11 protein-coding genes, 1 tRNA gene and 1 pseudogene are annotated in these 15,311 nt (G+C 62.0%); 7 read left to right on the top strand and 6 right to left on the bottom strand.

What is annotated here, in order from left to right; translation table 11 throughout:
• Nucleotides 1–5 precede the first annotated feature (5 nt).
• The gene (glf, locus tag AC1DDS_RS10535; protein WP_477478859.1) at nt 6–1,160 is read left to right on the top strand and encodes a UDP-galactopyranose mutase; all 1,155 of its coding nucleotides are present in this window, start codon (nt 6–8) and stop codon (nt 1,158–1,160) included.
• 52 nt (nt 1,161–1,212) lie between these two features.
• Here the strand turns inward: glf and AC1DDS_RS10530 are convergent, their stop codons facing one another.
• Entirely contained in the window at nt 1,213–1,836 is a 624-nt protein-coding gene (locus tag AC1DDS_RS10530) for a hypothetical protein (protein WP_477478858.1), read from the bottom strand.
• 1,140 nt (nt 1,837–2,976) lie between these two features.
• Here AC1DDS_RS10530 and AC1DDS_RS10525 point away from each other — a divergent pair.
• A pseudogene (locus AC1DDS_RS10525) lies at nt 2,977–5,384 on the top strand (arylsulfatase).
• Between the two features lie 58 nt (nt 5,385–5,442).
• Here AC1DDS_RS10525 and AC1DDS_RS10520 read toward each other — a convergent pair.
• The 3 genes from AC1DDS_RS10520 to AC1DDS_RS10510 form a co-directional block, all read right to left on the bottom strand.
• Nucleotides 5,443–5,706: a hypothetical protein gene (locus AC1DDS_RS10520; RefSeq protein ID WP_477478857.1), complete on the bottom strand. Its 264-nt coding sequence runs from the start codon at nt 5,704–5,706 to the stop codon at nt 5,443–5,445.
• A gap of 206 nt (nt 5,707–5,912) precedes the next feature.
• A tRNA-Ala gene (locus AC1DDS_RS10515) sits at nt 5,913–5,988 on the bottom strand.
• A gap of 147 nt (nt 5,989–6,135) precedes the next feature.
• Nucleotides 6,136–6,522 (bottom strand): TIGR02300 family protein, encoded by a 387-nt coding sequence (locus AC1DDS_RS10510; RefSeq protein WP_310412019.1) that lies wholly within the window; start codon nt 6,520–6,522, stop codon nt 6,136–6,138.
• A gap of 308 nt (nt 6,523–6,830) precedes the next feature.
• Here AC1DDS_RS10510 and aroA point away from each other — a divergent pair, with 308 nt between their 5' ends.
• From aroA to rpsA, 4 genes are all read left to right on the top strand, one after another.
• A complete protein-coding gene (gene aroA / locus AC1DDS_RS10505) occupies nt 6,831–8,189 on the top strand; it encodes a 3-phosphoshikimate 1-carboxyvinyltransferase (protein WP_477478856.1) in 1,359 nt (452 codons plus the stop codon).
• A gap of 71 nt (nt 8,190–8,260) precedes the next feature.
• Nucleotides 8,261–8,863 carry a hypothetical protein gene (locus AC1DDS_RS10500; protein WP_477478855.1) on the top strand — a complete coding sequence of 201 codons (603 nt, stop codon included), beginning with the start codon at nt 8,261–8,263 and terminating at the stop codon, nt 8,861–8,863.
• A 153-nt stretch (nt 8,864–9,016) separates the two neighbouring features.
• Nucleotides 9,017–9,646, top strand: coding sequence for a (d)CMP kinase (gene cmk, locus AC1DDS_RS10495; protein WP_477478854.1), 630 nt, complete (start codon nt 9,017–9,019; stop codon nt 9,644–9,646).
• Between the two features lie 117 nt (nt 9,647–9,763).
• Complete coding sequence (gene rpsA, locus AC1DDS_RS10490) at nt 9,764–11,470, top strand: 30S ribosomal protein S1 (RefSeq protein ID WP_477478853.1); 1,707 nt, start codon at nt 9,764–9,766, stop codon at nt 11,468–11,470.
• 101 nt (nt 11,471–11,571) lie between these two features.
• Here rpsA and AC1DDS_RS10485 read toward each other — a convergent pair whose 3' ends face one another.
• Complete coding sequence (locus tag AC1DDS_RS10485) at nt 11,572–13,197, bottom strand: hypothetical protein (protein WP_477478852.1); 1,626 nt, start codon at nt 13,195–13,197, stop codon at nt 11,572–11,574.
• Between the two features lie 471 nt (nt 13,198–13,668).
• On the opposite strand from AC1DDS_RS10485, the gene AC1DDS_RS10480 reads away from it, so the two are divergent.
• Entirely contained in the window at nt 13,669–14,001 is a 333-nt protein-coding gene (locus AC1DDS_RS10480) for a DUF6665 family protein (RefSeq protein WP_477478851.1), read from the top strand.
• A gap of 35 nt (nt 14,002–14,036) precedes the next feature.
• Here AC1DDS_RS10480 and AC1DDS_RS10475 read toward each other — a convergent pair whose 3' ends face one another.
• Nucleotides 14,037–15,263: a hypothetical protein gene (locus AC1DDS_RS10475; RefSeq protein ID WP_477478850.1), complete on the bottom strand. Its 1,227-nt coding sequence runs from the start codon at nt 15,261–15,263 to the stop codon at nt 14,037–14,039.
• Nucleotides 15,264–15,311 lie beyond the last annotated feature (48 nt).

Here is a 15,311-nt window from a genome sequence, read left to right as displayed (position 1 = left end):
GAACGATGACTTCAGGCACCATCGGAATCGTCGGCGCAGGGCTTTCGGGCGCCGTTATCGGGCGCACACTTGCGGAAGCGGGCCATCGGGTGGAGATCTTCGATGCCCGCAATCACGTGGCCGGCAACTGCCATACCGAGCGTGACCCCGAGACGGGCATCATGGTCCATGTCTATGGTCCGCACATCTTCCACACGGACGATGCGGAGGTCTGGGACTATGTGAACCGCTTCCAGACATTCCTGCCCTACAAGAACCGCGTCAAGACGACCAGCAACGGCCATGTCTATTCCCTGCCCGTCAATCTTCACACGATCAACCAGTTCTTCGGCACAGCCTTGCGGCCGGACGAGGCCCGCGCTTTCATCGAGACGCGAGCCGATCAGTCAATAACCGATCCGCAGACCTTCGAAGAGCAGGCCCTGCGCTTCGTCGGACGAGACCTCTACCAGGCGTTTTTCGAAGGCTACACGCAAAAGCAATGGGGTTGCTCGCCAATGGAGCTACCCGCCTCAATCCTGAAACGCTTGCCTGTCCGTTTCAATTACGACGACAACTACTTCTTCCACAGACACCAGGGCATGCCGGAAAATGGATATACGGACATGGTCGAGCGCATCCTCGACCATGCCAATATCGTCGTACAGCTCGAGACGCATTTCGACCGCGCCGAAAGCGCCGGCTTTGCTCACATTTTCTATTCCGGCCCACTAGACGGCTATTTCGACCATGAATTCGGCCGGCTCGGATACCGCACCCTCGATTTCGAGCGTTTTACCTATAGCGGCGACTATCAGGGCTGCGCCGTGATGAACTACGGCGACTTCGCCGTGCCCTATACTCGCATCACCGAACACAAGCATTTCTCCCCATGGGAAGAGCACGCCGAATCTGTCTGCTATCGCGAGTTCTCGCGGGAATGCGGCCCCGGCGACACGCCCTATTATCCCATCCGGCTGGTGAAGGAGAAGGAACAACTGGAGCGCTACGTGGCGCGCGCGCGACAGGAAGCAGCCGTCACCTTCGTCGGTCGGCTCGGAACTTACCGCTATCTCGACATGGACCTGACGATTCGGGAAGCCCTCGACACCGCTCGCCTCTATCTCGCCTGCAGGTCGCAGGGCAGCGCCATGCCCGCCTTCGCGCAGCCGCCGGTCTGACCCGGTCGGCTGGAGCGAGGCAGGGGAAGCCTATTGACCCGCGCGCGTTGCGTCAGTTCGCAGCGAAGCAGTAGAACAGCCCGTCGCCGCCCGTGCTCTTGAAGGCCTCGAGCGTGCAGCCGCCCCGCGTCGGATGCGAAGCATTCCAGGACTTGGCTTCGGCGGATTCATCCAGGCCCGTGCGATCACTGTGGCCCACGATTGCAGCCCCGTCCGTCCCGCCCATGGTCCAGTTCCCGCAGGTTTCAGGCGCGGCTGTGCCATCGGGCTTGGAGCCTGTGAGCATGTCGTGGCGGTTCGGTGTGTCACCGCGACCGTTGATGACCTCCCCCTTCTCGTTGAGGGCGGTCTGTTTCGTCAGGTTGTTCTTGTCGCTGTGCAAGGAGGCGACGTCGTCGGCAATTTTCTCGCCTTTGGCATTGTACCAGGGACCGGCGCCGATTCGGTCCTTTGCATTCTCTGAATCCGTCGAGAGGTAGGCCTTCCAGGTCTTGCCCGTCGACCCTGCGGCACTTGCGAGCTTGTCGCAATAAGCGTCCGCCCCCTGCAGGCCGCCAAGATCCCCGCCCTGGCCCGGATTGACGCTGGTGACAAAGAAACTCATGCTCGTGTCCTGCGCATGGGCCGTCCCGAAACAGGCCAAGGCGACTGCGATCACTGCAAAGCGATGTTTCATCGATCTTTCTCCCTGGTGCACAATTGTCGCGCGAGCCTATCGGCAGCCTCGCCGCGAGTAAAATCGAAATCCCGTGAAGTCAGATCGCGTCGTTACCGCCGGACTGACGGCGGCCCCGAAGAGCGACAGTCCTCGCTCGGGACGAACGCGCCAGCATGAAGCGCACGCGGCGTGCCGTTCCGTATGCCCCGTTCCCTGCCAAGTTGGGGGCATTCCAGAATCGGCAGCGCGTCGGAGTGGCGAAACTACCGGAAGACCCGAACGCGGTTCCTTTGTGAGACGGCGACAAGATTGCCGGGAACGGGCTGGAGCCGAAACGCTCCACCCGAAAGGCTGCCATGGTCGCGCGCCAGCGTGGGAAGCGGTGACTCGGCCCCGCGACTTCACCGATCTTAGCCGTTGGGCTTCGGTTCCGGCTCCGGCTCCGGTTCGGGCTTCGGTTCGGGCTTCGGCTCGGGCTTCGGTTCGGGCTTTGATGGACTGACATCGTATGGACCGCGGTCAGACGCCCCGCTTGCCCAAGGTGGGTTCCAGGTGTGCGACTTATCGGGGGGAACACATCCCGCGAGGGCCGCACTTCCCACGAGCATCCCCGCTAACACCAGTCGTGAAGCACTGTTATTGAGAACTACAATTTTGCTCATTATCCCCTGCTCTTCTCCACTTTAAGTATCCGGGCGCTGTAGCGTGTGGCTGAGAGCAAGTAAATAAAAAATCAACCTGTAGGCGAAACGCGGGTATCGTTGCGGCCACCACTGATCCTGTCCCGCAGGCCATCCGCCTGCATTTCGACGGCAAGACCGCGCAACTGGTAAACCTCGGAACCAGTGACTTGAAGTTGACGATGACGAGGAGTGACGACATCGAACGGGAGACGGACAAGCTCTACCGTCAGGCGCGCGAGGGCGGACCGCCGTCCACCTGTCAGGACAACGTCCGCAGCGGTCCAGGTACGATGCCCTTACGGACAGGTGAGCAGCACCGGGACGGCCCAAAGCGGCCCGATTTCGGAAGATTGATTGAATATATCCATTAGTTTGCGCTAATATTCTGGCCGCGCCACCGGGGTTCACGGGGTGCCGCAGCAAGACCCAAGGTTTCATTCAGATTTAGCCGTACACCTCGGCAGATGGAGGAACCATGCGTAGCACTCACAACAGATTGATGGGTTTGTGTGCAGGCGTCGCTGCGACCTTGACCATGTTCGCGTTCGCGCCGGCAATGGCTCAACAGACCACCGGCGTGCCTGGCTCACCCGACGCCACGACAACGGTCGACGGCCGCTACCTCCCTCCACCACCCCAGCCATTTCGTGGCGACATCGGCCTCAACGCAGTTCAGTCGAAGATGGCGTGGCCAGCGCGTGTGGTGCCGCCGAATGGCGCGCCGAATATCCTCCTGATCATGACCGACGATGTCGGCTTCGGTGCGCCCTCGACCTTCGGCGGCGTCATACCGACGCCAACGCTCGATCGTATCGCCGCCAGCGGCCTACGCTACACCAACTTCCATTCGACCGCGATGTGCTCACCGAGCCGTGCCGCCATCATCACCGGCCGCAATCACCATAGTGCGGGGTATGGCGTCGTCGGCGAGATGGCGACCGGGTTCCCTGGCTACAACAGCATCATTCCCAAGGACACCGCCACGATCGGCCGCATCCTCCTGGAGAACGGCTATCGCACTTCCTGGTTCGGAAAGGATCACAACACGCCGACCTACCAAACCAGTCAGGCTGGGCCGTTCGACCAGTGGCCGACCGGCATGGGTTTTGAGTACTTCTACGGCTTCGTCGCCGGCGACACCAGCCAGTGGTCTCCGCTGCTGTATCGCAACACGACGCGGATCAGTCCCTATGTCGGGCATCCGGGGTGGAACCTGACCACCGCCATGGCCGATGATGCCATCGACTGGTTGAACCAAATGAATTCCGTCGACCCGTCGATGCCGTTCCTTCTCTACTATGTCCCGGGCGGCACCCATGCGCCACATCATCCGACACCCGAATGGATCAAGAAAGCGACTGACCTGCACCTGTTCGACAAGGGCTGGAACGCGCTGCGTGACCAGATTTTCGCCAATCAGACGAAACTCGGCGTCATCCCGCAGGATGCCAAGCTCACGCCCTGGCCGGACGATCTGCTGAAGACTTGGGACACCCTGTCGGCCGACGAGAAGAAAATGTTCATCCGACAGGCCGACGTCTACGCCGCGTACCTCATGTACACCGACCATGAAATCGGCCGCGTTGTGCAGGCGGTGCAGGACCTTGGCAGGCTCGACAACACGCTCATCATCTTCATCAGCGGCGACAACGGCGCGAGCGCCGAAGGCACGGTGAATGGTACGCTCTCGGAGGTTCTCGCCATCAACGGCGTCAATATGCCGGCCACCGAACAGTTGAAGTATTACGATGCTTGGGGCACCGACCGGACCTTCCCGCTCTACGCGGTGGGATGGGCCTGGGCATTCGACACGCCGTTCAAATGGACCAAGCAAATTGCCGGATACTTTGGCGGCACCCGCCAGGGCATGGCGATTTCCTGGCCGGGTCATATCACCGACAAGGGTGGCATTCGCACCCAGTTCCACCATGTCATCGACATCGTGCCGACCATCCTGGAGGCGACGGGCATTCCCGCACCGGTCATGGTCGACGGCATCGCGCAAAAGCCGATCGAAGGCGTCAGCATGGTCTACAGCTTCGACAAGGGCAATGCCGAAGCGCCGTCACCGCACCGCACCCAGTACTTCGAGATGATGGGCGAGTATGGGTTCTACAATGACGGCTGGATGCTCAGCGCGGTTCCCATCCGTCCGCCCTGGGAGATCGTCGGCAAAGCGATCGAGAACCCCGCAACCGCCTACAAGATGGAGCTGTACGATGTCCAGAACGACTGGACGCAATCCACCGATGTGGCTGCTGCCAATCCTGACAAGGTGCGGGAGATGAGGGACCTGATGTTTGGCGAGTTCGCCAAGTACCAGGTGCTACCGATCGACGCTTCGGCGATGACGCGCTGGGTATCCCAGCGCCCTTCGCTGACGGCCGTGGCGGCGAAGGTTCGATTGTTGCCGAAGGCGGGCGCTTGGGCGGATACGGATTGTACCTGGTGAAAGGGAAGCCTGTATTCACCTACAACCATCTCGGGCTCAAACGGGATCGCTGGGAAGGCCCGGATGAACTCTCACCCGGTAGACACACCTTGGTGTTCGACTTCAATTATGACGGGCTTGGTTTTGCCACGCTTGCCTTCAACGATCTGAGCGGCGTTGGCCGTCCCGCTACCGGAACACTGACGGTGGACGATAAAGTCGTCGCGACGCAAAGAATGGAGAACACCATTCCATTCGGTCTTCCACTGGATGAGACGTTCGACGTTGGCTCGAAGACTGGCACGCCAGTCGACGATCGCGATTATCAAATTCCATTCACCTTCACTGGCAAGCTCAACAAGCTGTCGATCACTGTCGAGCCACCAAAGCTAACGCCGGAGGATGAGCAGAAGCTTCGGGACGCGTCTCGGGCCGCTCAGGACGCAAAGTAGCGGTGAAGGCAATCGGACGGCCAGTGCGTTACTCGTTCATCAACTATGCGTTTTCGCCCTAAGCGTGACAAAGTCGAACGAGAGCAGCGGGTTGCCTTGATGATGCTGTCCAGCTCTGCCCACCGGCCAGCATCTGGACGATAGCAGGGCTGCGCTCGGCATCTTCCGGGCGTCCCCTGTAGACGCCATCGTTCTTGGCCTTGGCAATGCCCTGCGCCTGTCGCCTTCTGCGGTCCTCACAGTCCTTGCGGGCATTGGCTGCGAGCATGTCGAGCATCATGCCGTTGATGGCGTCCAGTATACGGCTCTGGATGTCTGCCACGCTCGTCTGCGGTCGGGCATCAGGTAAGATGGGGACGGAGATTAGACCAGACCCCTGTCGCACAGACGGCGGAATGTTTTTGCGGGTGGAGTATTAGCAACAGCCGAAAATTGGTCTGAAACGCTGGTCTGACTTGGTCTGGGCCGTCGTCGAGCACGTCAGTTAACTGGCTGAATTTCTCCGATCTTTAGAGAAGATAGATTTAATGGTGGAGCTAAGCGGGATCGAACCGCTGACCTCTTGCATGCCATGCAAGCGCTCTCCCAGCTGAGCTATAGCCCCATCAAGGGTCCGGCGAGGCCGGTTCCGGGATACCGAACCGGGGTTTTCCCGGGCAGGTGCGGCTTCATACTTCCGGTTTCCGAAGATGGCAAGCCGAAAAATCCTTTCCGGCCGGATTTTTTTGATTCCGGCCGGAAAAACAAAATCTTAGGCTTCCTCGTCGTCGCCGGTGACGCCGATGATGCCCGTCATGTCGTTGTCGTCGTCATCTTCGTCCTGCTCGAGGAAGGTGTCGTCCTCGTCGCCCATCTCGACGTCTTCGTCGTCCATATCCGGCAGATCGTTGCCGCCTGCTGCTTCATCATCAGCGTCCTCGAGCGAAACCAGTTCGACGTCCGTGTTCTCGGTATCGACCTCGTTGACCTCTTCGTCCTCATCCTTTTCCAGAACGGCGGCCGCAGAGGTTTCCTCAAAGAAGGAGAGCGGATAGGACTTGCCCGTGTAGGGCGAAACGATCGGATCACGGTTCAGGTCGTAGAATTTACGGCCGGTTTCCGGGTCAATGCGCTTGGTTCCAAGTTCCGGTTTTGCCACAGTCAAAGCCTCTTGAATGGCCGAATATTTCCGGCGAAGCCGGATAACCGGCGGGATGTTCGAGAAAAAGAATTAGCCGGCTCCCATAATCGTCTTGCCCGCCGCTGTCAAAGCCTAAGTTTACAGGGCTTTGCGAGGCCGGCGCGCGCATGAAAAACGGCCATGGCTTTTTCCCAGGCAAGGAGGATGACGCTTCCGGTGCTTTGTGCTAGCAAGCCGCACAACTTCGGTGGGGGATGGCGCCAGGACAATCGCGTTCGCAGATCGGCCGGCCGTCCAGCACGCTCTGAATCGAGGATCTCCGTTCCATGTCGCATGGTGCCCAGCCAAAGCCCGCAACCGCACGCAAGTCATCGACCGCCCTTTCCGGGACCGTCCGCATCCCAGGCGACAAGTCGATCTCGCATCGTGCCTTCATGTTTGGCGGGCTTGCCAGCGGCGAGACGCGGATCACCGGCCTGCTCGAAGGCGAGGACGTGATCAACACCGGCAAGGCCATGCAGGCCATGGGCGCGAAGATGCGCAAAGAGGGTGACACCTGGATCATCAACGGGGTGGGCAACGGCGCGCTGTTGGCACCCGAGGCACCGCTGGACTTCGGCAATGCCGGCACCGGCTGCCGCCTGATGATGGGCCTCGTCGGCGTCTATGACTTCGATTCGACCTTCCTCGGCGACGCCTCGCTGACCAAACGCCCGATGGGGCGCGTGCTGAACCCGCTGCGCGAGATGGGCGTGCAGGTGAAAGCCGCCGACGGCGACCGCCTGCCGGTGACGCTCCGCGGACCACAAGCGGCAACGCCGATTACCTATCGGGTGCCGATGGCCTCCGCCCAGGTGAAGTCGGCCGTTCTGCTCGCCGGCCTCAACACGCCGGGAATCACCACGGTGATCGAGCCGGTGATGACGCGCGACCACACGGAGAAGATGCTGCAGGGTTTTGGTGCGAACCTGACGGTCGAGACGGATGCAAGCGGCGTTCGCACGATCCGCCTGGAAGGCCAGGGCAAGCTGAGCGGCCAGGTGATCGACGTGCCCGGCGACCCCTCCTCCACCGCCTTCCCGCTCGTTGCCGCCCTCCTCGTGCCCGGCTCCGACGTGACCATCCTCAACGTGCTGATGAACCCGACGCGGACCGGGCTGATCCTGACATTGCAGGAGATGGGCGCGAACATCGAAGTCTTGAACGCGCGCCTTGCCGGTGGAGAGGACGTGGCCGACCTGCGCGTGCGCCACTCGCAACTGAAGGGCATCACCGTGCCGGAGGACCGTGCGCCCTCGATGATCGACGAGTACCCGATCCTTTCCGTCGCCGCCGCTTTCGCCGAGGGCACGACGGTGATGAACGGGCTGGAGGAACTGCGGGTCAAGGAAAGCGATCGCCTGTCCGCCGTCGCCGTTGGGCTGAAGCTGAACGGCGTGGACTGCGACGAGGGTGAAGCGGCGCTGGTCGTGCGCGGACGTCCCGATGGCAAGGGCCTCGGCAGTGCGTCGGGCGCGGCCGTCGCCACCCATCTCGACCACCGCATCGCCATGAGCTTCCTCGTCATGGGTCTCGCCTCCGAACACCCGGTGACGGTGGACGATGCGACGATGATCGCCACCAGTTTCCCCGAGTTCATGGGGCTGATGGCGGGGCTAGGTGCGAGGATCGAAAGCAACGCCTAAGATTGCAACCCTCCCGGGAATGAAGCGTTAATGCCCGTCAGCTAGGTTTCGCTGAAACCGGAGGACAGAGCATGACGAAGCTCCCCAGCCGCCTTGTGCGCCGTCTCGCTGACGGGCGCGTCGTCTATCGCCGGCTCCCGCGGGCGAAGGCGGTAATACTAAGCGAGGCGGATTATCAGGCGGTTGAGACGCTGGGTCAGCGCAAATCGTTGAGCGCCGTGGCAATCGCATTCTCGATGCTCATTTCGTTCCTGCTGTATCGTCAGGGTGTGCTGCCAGCGCCATTTGCAGCTATAAGCGCCGCGGCCGTCTTCTCTCTGTCGTTCCTGGCCGAGGCGGTCTGGGGCAGGCGACAGAACGCAATCCTTGACGCAGCTCCGCTGTTCGAAGGTGAGGGACTAGAACCTGTTCCATCGAGGCTGGATTTGATCCTCTCAGCTCCAACTCTCCTCCTTGGAGCGATGGACAATAAAGGGCTTCGCTCAGGTATCATCCTCTTCGGTGGGATCCTGTTCGCATCCTTGTTCGTGCTCTGGAAACAGATCGAGGGCAGCGACCCGACTGTTCCCGACACCCATCCCGTTGCCCTTGTCCTGGCGGCAATCGCTTCCGCCATAGCCTTGCGAGCCCATCTTAAGGAGCGCCAGAGACGGAAGGCAGAGCAGTCACGATAGGTGTTCCCATCCTTGCAGTGTCACCATTCGCCTTGCGATCGCCAAAGCGTCAGAGATGCGCTCACGGCGGCGGACCTACTCATTCGCACTTGGCATCACGGCCCATTCTCCGGTAACACGAAACGTGAAGCGATCCCGAAACAAGGAAATTCAATGACGACGATTGCTATCGACGGTCCAGCGGCTGCCGGCAAGGGCACGTTGTCCCGCCGGATTGCCGAGGTCTATGGCTTTCATCACCTTGATACCGGCCTGACCTATCGCGCCACCGCCAAGGCGCTGCTCGACCGCGACCTGCCGCTCGACGACGAAGCCGTCGCCGCCGATGTCGCGCGCAAGCTCGACCTTTCCCACCTCGACCGCGGCGTGCTTTCCGCCCACGAGATCGGCGAAGCCGCCTCGAAAATCGCCGTCATGCCGACGGTGCGGCGCGCCCTTGTCGAGGCGCAGCGGGCGTTTGCCCGGCGGCAGCCCGGCACGGTGCTCGACGGGCGCGACATCGGCACCGTCGTCTGCCCAGACGCCACCGTGAAGCTTTTCATAACGGCCTCACCCGAGGTCCGGGCCCAGCGCCGCTACGACGAGATCATCGCCAATGGCGGCACGGCGGACTACGACGCCGTGTACGATGACGTGCGCCGCCGTGACGAACGCGACATGGGCCGCGCCGACAGCCCGCTGCGCCCCGCGGAAAACGCGCACTTGCTTGACACCTCGGAAATGGATATAGAGGCGGCGTTTTTGGCGGCGAAATCCATCATCGATGCCGCCCTTAAGCACTAGAGCGACAGCCGTCCCCGCGCCGGTTTAGCTTCCCCTTGGGGAAGCGGACGTGCCTCGCTTTTTGTCAACGCTAACCCCCCGGCGCCCGTGCCTTCATCCGGCACACCAGGAGTTTCCATGTCCCAAGCTAATCCCACGCGCGACGATTTCGCAGCCCTCCTGCAGGAATCGTTTGCCACCCACGACCTGGCCGAAGGCTATGTCACCAAGGGCATCATCACCGCCATCGAGAAGGACGTCGCCATCGTCGACGTCGGCCTCAAGGTCGAGGGCCGCATCGCGCTCAAGGAATTCGGCGCCAAGTCCAAGGACGGCACGCTGAAGGTCGGCGACGAAGTCGAAGTCTATGTCGAGCGCATCGAAAACGCTCTCGGCGAGGCTGTTCTGTCGCGCGAGAAGGCTCGCCGCGAAGAAAGCTGGGCCAAGCTCGAAGTCAAGTTCGAAGCTGGCGAGCGCGTCGAAGGCGTCATCTTCAACCAGGTCAAGGGTGGCTTCACCGTCGATCTCGACGGCGCCGTTGCCTTCCTGCCGCGTTCGCAGGTCGACATTCGTCCGATCCGCGACGTCACGCCGCTCATGCACAACCCGCAGCCCTTCGAAATCCTCAAGATGGACAAGCGCCGCGGCAACATCGTTGTATCGCGCCGCACGGTTCTCGAAGAGTCGCGCGCCGAGCAGCGTTCTGAAATCGTTCAGAACCTCGAAGAAGGCCAGGTTGTTGACGGCGTCGTCAAGAACATCACCGATTACGGTGCGTTCGTTGACCTCGGCGGCATCGACGGCCTGCTGCACGTCACCGACATGGCCTGGCGCCGCGTCAACCATCCGTCGGAGATCCTGTCCATCGGCCAGCAGGTCAAGGTTCAGATCATCCGCATCAACCAGGAAACCCACCGCATCTCGCTCGGCATGAAGCAGCTCGAGAGTGATCCGTGGGATGGCATCGGCACGAAGTACCCGACCGGCAAGAAGATCTCCGGTACGGTTACGAACATCACCGACTACGGTGCGTTCGTCGAGCTGGAGCCGGGCATCGAAGGCCTGATCCACATCTCCGAAATGTCCTGGACCAAGAAGAACGTCCACCCCGGCAAGATCCTGTCCACGAGCCAGGAAGTCGACGTGGTCGTTCTCGAAGTCGACCCGACCAAGCGCCGCATCTCGCTCGGCCTCAAGCAGACGCTCGAGAACCCGTGGGAAGCCTTCGCGCACAGCCACCCGGCTGGCACCGAAGTCGAAGGCGAAGTCAAGAACAAGACCGAATTCGGCCTGTTCATTGGCCTCGACGGCGACGTCGACGGCATGGTCCACCTCTCCGACCTCGACTGGAACCGTCCGGGCGAGCAGGTCATCGAGGAGTACAACAAGGGCGACGTCGTCAAGGCTGTCGTTCTCGATGTGGACGTCGACAAGGAGCGCATCTCGCTCGGCATCAAGCAGCTCGGCCGCGACTCGGTCGGCGAAGCTGCCGCTTCCGGCGATCTGCGCAAGAACGCTGTCGTTTCGTGCGAAGTCATCGCGATCAACGATGGCGGCATCGAAGTGAAGCTCGTTGACCACGAAGACATCACCGCGTTCATCCGTCGCGGCGACCTGTCGCGTGACCGCGACGAACAGCGTCCGGAGCGTTTCTCGGTCGGCCAGACCGTTGACGCGCGCGTCCTGAACTTCTCGAAGAAGGATCGCAAGATCCAGCTTTCGATCAAGGCACTGGAAATTGCCGAAGAGAAGGAAGCCGTCGCACAGTTCGGTTCGTCCGACTCGGGCGCTTCGCTCGGCGACATCCTCGGCGCGGCTCTGAAGAACCGCGGCAACGCGGAATAATCTCCGCGTCAGTCAAAATAAGGAGCCCGCGGGGAGCGATCCCCGCGGGCTTTTTTCATGATCGGAGTGCCGCACGGGCGAGCGGCCCGCGCCCTTGCCGATCAGGTCCAGTAGTCCCCAAGCTTCTGGTAGAAGGCAAAGCCCGGATCGGGTGGACCGGCAAGCTCCTCCATCTTGCGCCTGCGGTCCGGCAGATCGGGATCGGCATCTGCCGGCTCCTCTGCCTGCTGATCGTCGTCGCCTGCTTCTTCATTGCCGTCGTCAGGCTCGTTGTCGTCCGCCGTGTCAGACGTCCCTTCCTCGTTACCCTCCTCGCGACGGAGAGCCTCGCCGCTCTCGAGATCGTCCTGCGCAAGCTGGTGAGGGACGACGGGAAAACCAAATCCCTCCCGCAACGCTAGCGGCATGAGCAGCCTTTCCAGCGGTCGATCCAATAGGGGAAGTGCATTCGCAGCCGTTCGTGCGAGCTTGTCGCCCTGCTCGGTCCTTGGCTGCAACGCCTCGGCGCTCTCTTCCTCGCGCGGTGCGGCGGGCACGGCAGCGGGGCCCGCGTCGCCGCCGGCGCCGTCCGACTGGGATGGCTTGGGGCCTCCCGGTTCGTTCCCACCCGCTCGGTCGGTCGTGCCCGGCTTTGCCTCGAATGTGCGCGGGTCTGGGGCTGAATCGTCAGCGGTATGTTCGGGCAGCGGCGTCTGGTCCACAGCATCCGGTGGCGCCTCGGGCAGCGGCGCTTCCAGCAGCAGGCGCAGAACGAGCGCCTCGTCGTCCGTCAGGTTGGAAATGATGCCGGCTACCAGTCGCTGCATGCTTTCCTGGGGCGTCCCGCGGGAACTCCCAATTGGATTGGCTTTGCCTGTCAACCGATCACCCGCATCGGCGTCGAGCCGTGACTGGCCGTTGCTCATGCTGTTTTCCGGCGCCTTCGCCGCATCAAAGCGTAAACGGGCGCTGTCGTTGCTCCCATGCTGCAAAACGCTGGGGGCGCCCTGCGTTCCAGTTCCAGCAACGGCGGAGGCCTGCGTCGACATTCTGACAGCGGCAGGCGCCATCGTCGGCCCCGGCTCGATACGCGAGCGGCCGTGGCTTGGGCGCGCTTCGCCTCCAGCCTCGAACATCCTGCGCAAAGTCGCCTGCAAGGCCCTGCTGTCGCCTGCACCCGGATTGACTCCGCCGGAGGGCCCATCCCGCCCAAACTTCCGCGACGAGGCCGCAAGCTGCGCCTCCAGGCCGGCAAAGCGCCGATTGAGCCTGCCGGCCACTCGGTCGACATTCGGAGTGTCGGTGGCGATGGCAAGCAGCGCCTGCGCCAGCCGCTGCGCGTCCCGACCTCCGGGATTGCGGATGATCTCCATCAGCACACGTGTTGAAGCAACGGACAGCGCCGTCGTCAGCAGCCGCTCGATCGACGGCCGCATCTCGGCCGGCAGACGCGAAAGCAGGTTCGCAAGGTGCTTGGCCGGTTCGTTGTCCTTGCCGTCGCGGGGCGGCATCGTCTTCATCGCCGCAAACAGAACGTCGAGCAGTTGATGGGCGACCGCGCCCTTGTCGCCCCTTTGAGCGATCTGGCGCATCATGGCCTCGAGCAGACGAAGAACCACGGCGGCTCGCAGGTTGGCCAGCGCCTCGGCGGAAAGCACCGGGCGTGGCCCGCCCTCGGTGCTCGGTTCCGGCGGCGGATTTGGGACTGTGACTTGTGTCGCCAGGCGCGGCAGCATCACTTCCTCCATCCGGCATCTTCTGCGCGCCGCCATCCGACTGGCACGATGCCTCTCTCCAACGATCCATGGTCAAACTGGGAGGGCATCATGCGCGCCCATCAGGTTCGGACTGGCTGGCGGCCCGCGCGGCGAGGGCCCTGCAAGCACGCGCGGCAAATCGTGGCCGCGGATGCAAGAACTGACGATGCACGCACCGACAGCGATCGGTTCGCCGATCTCCTGCCGGGATGTCGCGCAAGACAATCAATGGGCCAAGCCTCTCATCATATGGTTAACACCTGGTAAAATCGGCTCTGCCAGACGTTACAGGCGGGGGCCGCGCTGGCGGACTCCGAAATGCGGGGCATCGCCCAAAGGGAGCGGAGACGAGCTCTGGCCGGGACCATCAGCGCGCAAAATCGCGATGCTTTTTTGGCTTGCACATCGTCCTGCCATTTCCGATCTTCACGATATGCCTGGCCAGCATCATTGGAGGTCCCAATGTCCGTACGCCCGCCGCAATCGCTTGCCCGACCGACGTTCTCCGGTTTCAACGTGCTCGAATACGAGTTGATGGCCGAACGCGCCGACGCGCTTGGCCGCCACGGGCTCAAGGTCGAAAAGGTACTGGAGCGATTGAAGATGGATGCCGGGCCTGGGTGCGAGCCGAAACTGCGCGAGGACCTGCTGGACTCGGCGGCGGATGCCGTCTGGGCCTTCTTCATCCAGCGCGAGATGTGCGGCCTGCGCGACCAGCGTGACATCATCCGCCGCTACGAGATCCCGAAAGCGGTCCTCGCGCGGGTCGGGATCGTGCGCAAAAGTGGGCCGTAGGGAACGGGTTCAATCAGCGCGCATGACGGCCTGGTTCAGGCGGCCTTGCGCCTCAGCAGGTCGTAAATCCCGATATCGTCGACGGGCAGCACCAGCACATTGTTTTGATCGATGGCCTCGGATAGCTGCAGGATGTCGCGCATCTCGTTTTCCGCTTGCGCGCCCAGTGCAGCGTTCGACAGGTTCCCCGCACCGTTCTCGGCCGAAGCGTTACCGCTTTCGGTTGCGTCGTCATTGTCCGCTTCGTGCCTGACCGCCTGGGATGCAAGGACCTGGATGATCTGCAGGCTGCCGTCGGTGGATGCCGTTGCGTCAACAGTGCTCTCAACACCGTCGAGGTGCTCCTTCACGGCGTCCTGCTGTTCGCGGACGTCTTCCAGCTTCTCGGCGTTCTCGAGATTCTGGATGTCCTGCTTGCGCTCCGCTTTTGTCTCAGCGTCCTCGACCCTGCCCGGTTCGGACCTCGTATCGCGCTGTTTCAGTTCCTCGACGGTCTTCGGATCCGCGACATCCTCAAGACGCTGAAGCACCTTGCGCATCTCCCGCGTCATCGACTTGTCGTCTTCGGCCTTCTCTGCCAGCGCCGCCTTTACCTTCCGGGCCGCCTCACCCCAGGGATTGGCGATCGCGTCGATGATGTCCTGCGCCTTCAGGCCAAGCTCCTTCAGACCGGTCTTCTCTTCGATGCGATCGACGTTCTCGGGCAAGGTGGCACGCACTGACATCAGCGCGGCGGAGATCTGTTCACCGAAGTCCTTCTCCTCTCCGGTCAAGCCTGCTTCCTTGGCAATGCGCGCGGCCATTTGCGCCGCGGGGTCGGCGCCCGTCGTTGCCGTGCCATTGAGGACGGCGATGACATCTTCTTCGGGAACACCCAGCGATTTCAGCGAAATCTTGACGGGCTTTCCAAGCGAATCGGCCTTCTGGTACTCCAGCATGGCCACAGCGTCACTGAGCCGTTGCGCAAAGGCTTTTCCCGATTCGTCATGTCCCTGCGACAGTCCCACTGCCGACGCGAAGCGTGCGATCAGGGTCGCCAACGGATCTGGATCGCCCTTCATCGCGCCAAAGAAATGGGCGTTGATCTTTTCGTTCGCCGCCGCCGAGACCGGATCGGCATGTGTTCCGACGATTCTGTCGTTCTTGTCCTTGCCCGCGGCCTTGTCCTCGGCCTCCTTGCGCCGTGCCTCGATGTCTTCGAGCATCGAGCGAAGCTGGTCGGTCGCAAATTGGCCGTTTGACTGTTGAAACGGCGGGAGCATGCAATTGTCCTGATTGCAAAATCGATAGACTCTGCAGCAGAGGATAAA

Source organism: Mycoplana sp. 10N416, assembly GCF_056394765.1.
The sequence above is the reverse complement of the archived record's forward strand: the minus strand, read 5'-3'. Positions and strand labels throughout refer to the sequence as shown.

Excerpts from the sequence above, each read along its gene's own strand:
- cmk (WP_477478854.1), top strand. The coding sequence starts at position 9,017 with ATGACGACGATTGCTATCGACGGTCCAGCGGCTGCCGGCAAGGGCACG.
- glf (WP_477478859.1), top strand. The coding sequence starts at position 6 with ATGACTTCAGGCACCATCGGAATCGTCGGCGCAGGGCTTTCGGGCGCC.
- AC1DDS_RS10500 (WP_477478855.1), top strand. The coding sequence starts at position 8,261 with ATGACGAAGCTCCCCAGCCGCCTTGTGCGCCGTCTCGCTGACGGGCGC.
- AC1DDS_RS10475 (WP_477478850.1), bottom strand. The coding sequence starts at position 15,263 with ATGCTCCCGCCGTTTCAACAGTCAAACGGCCAATTTGCGACCGACCAG.
- AC1DDS_RS10485 (WP_477478852.1), bottom strand. The coding sequence starts at position 13,197 with ATGGAGGAAGTGATGCTGCCGCGCCTGGCGACACAAGTCACAGTCCCA.
- AC1DDS_RS10530 (WP_477478858.1), bottom strand. The coding sequence starts at position 1,836 with ATGAAACATCGCTTTGCAGTGATCGCAGTCGCCTTGGCCTGTTTCGGG.
- rpsA (WP_477478853.1), top strand. The coding sequence starts at position 9,764 with ATGTCCCAAGCTAATCCCACGCGCGACGATTTCGCAGCCCTCCTGCAG.
- aroA (WP_477478856.1), top strand. The coding sequence starts at position 6,831 with ATGTCGCATGGTGCCCAGCCAAAGCCCGCAACCGCACGCAAGTCATCG.
- AC1DDS_RS10480 (WP_477478851.1), top strand. The coding sequence starts at position 13,669 with ATGTCCGTACGCCCGCCGCAATCGCTTGCCCGACCGACGTTCTCCGGT.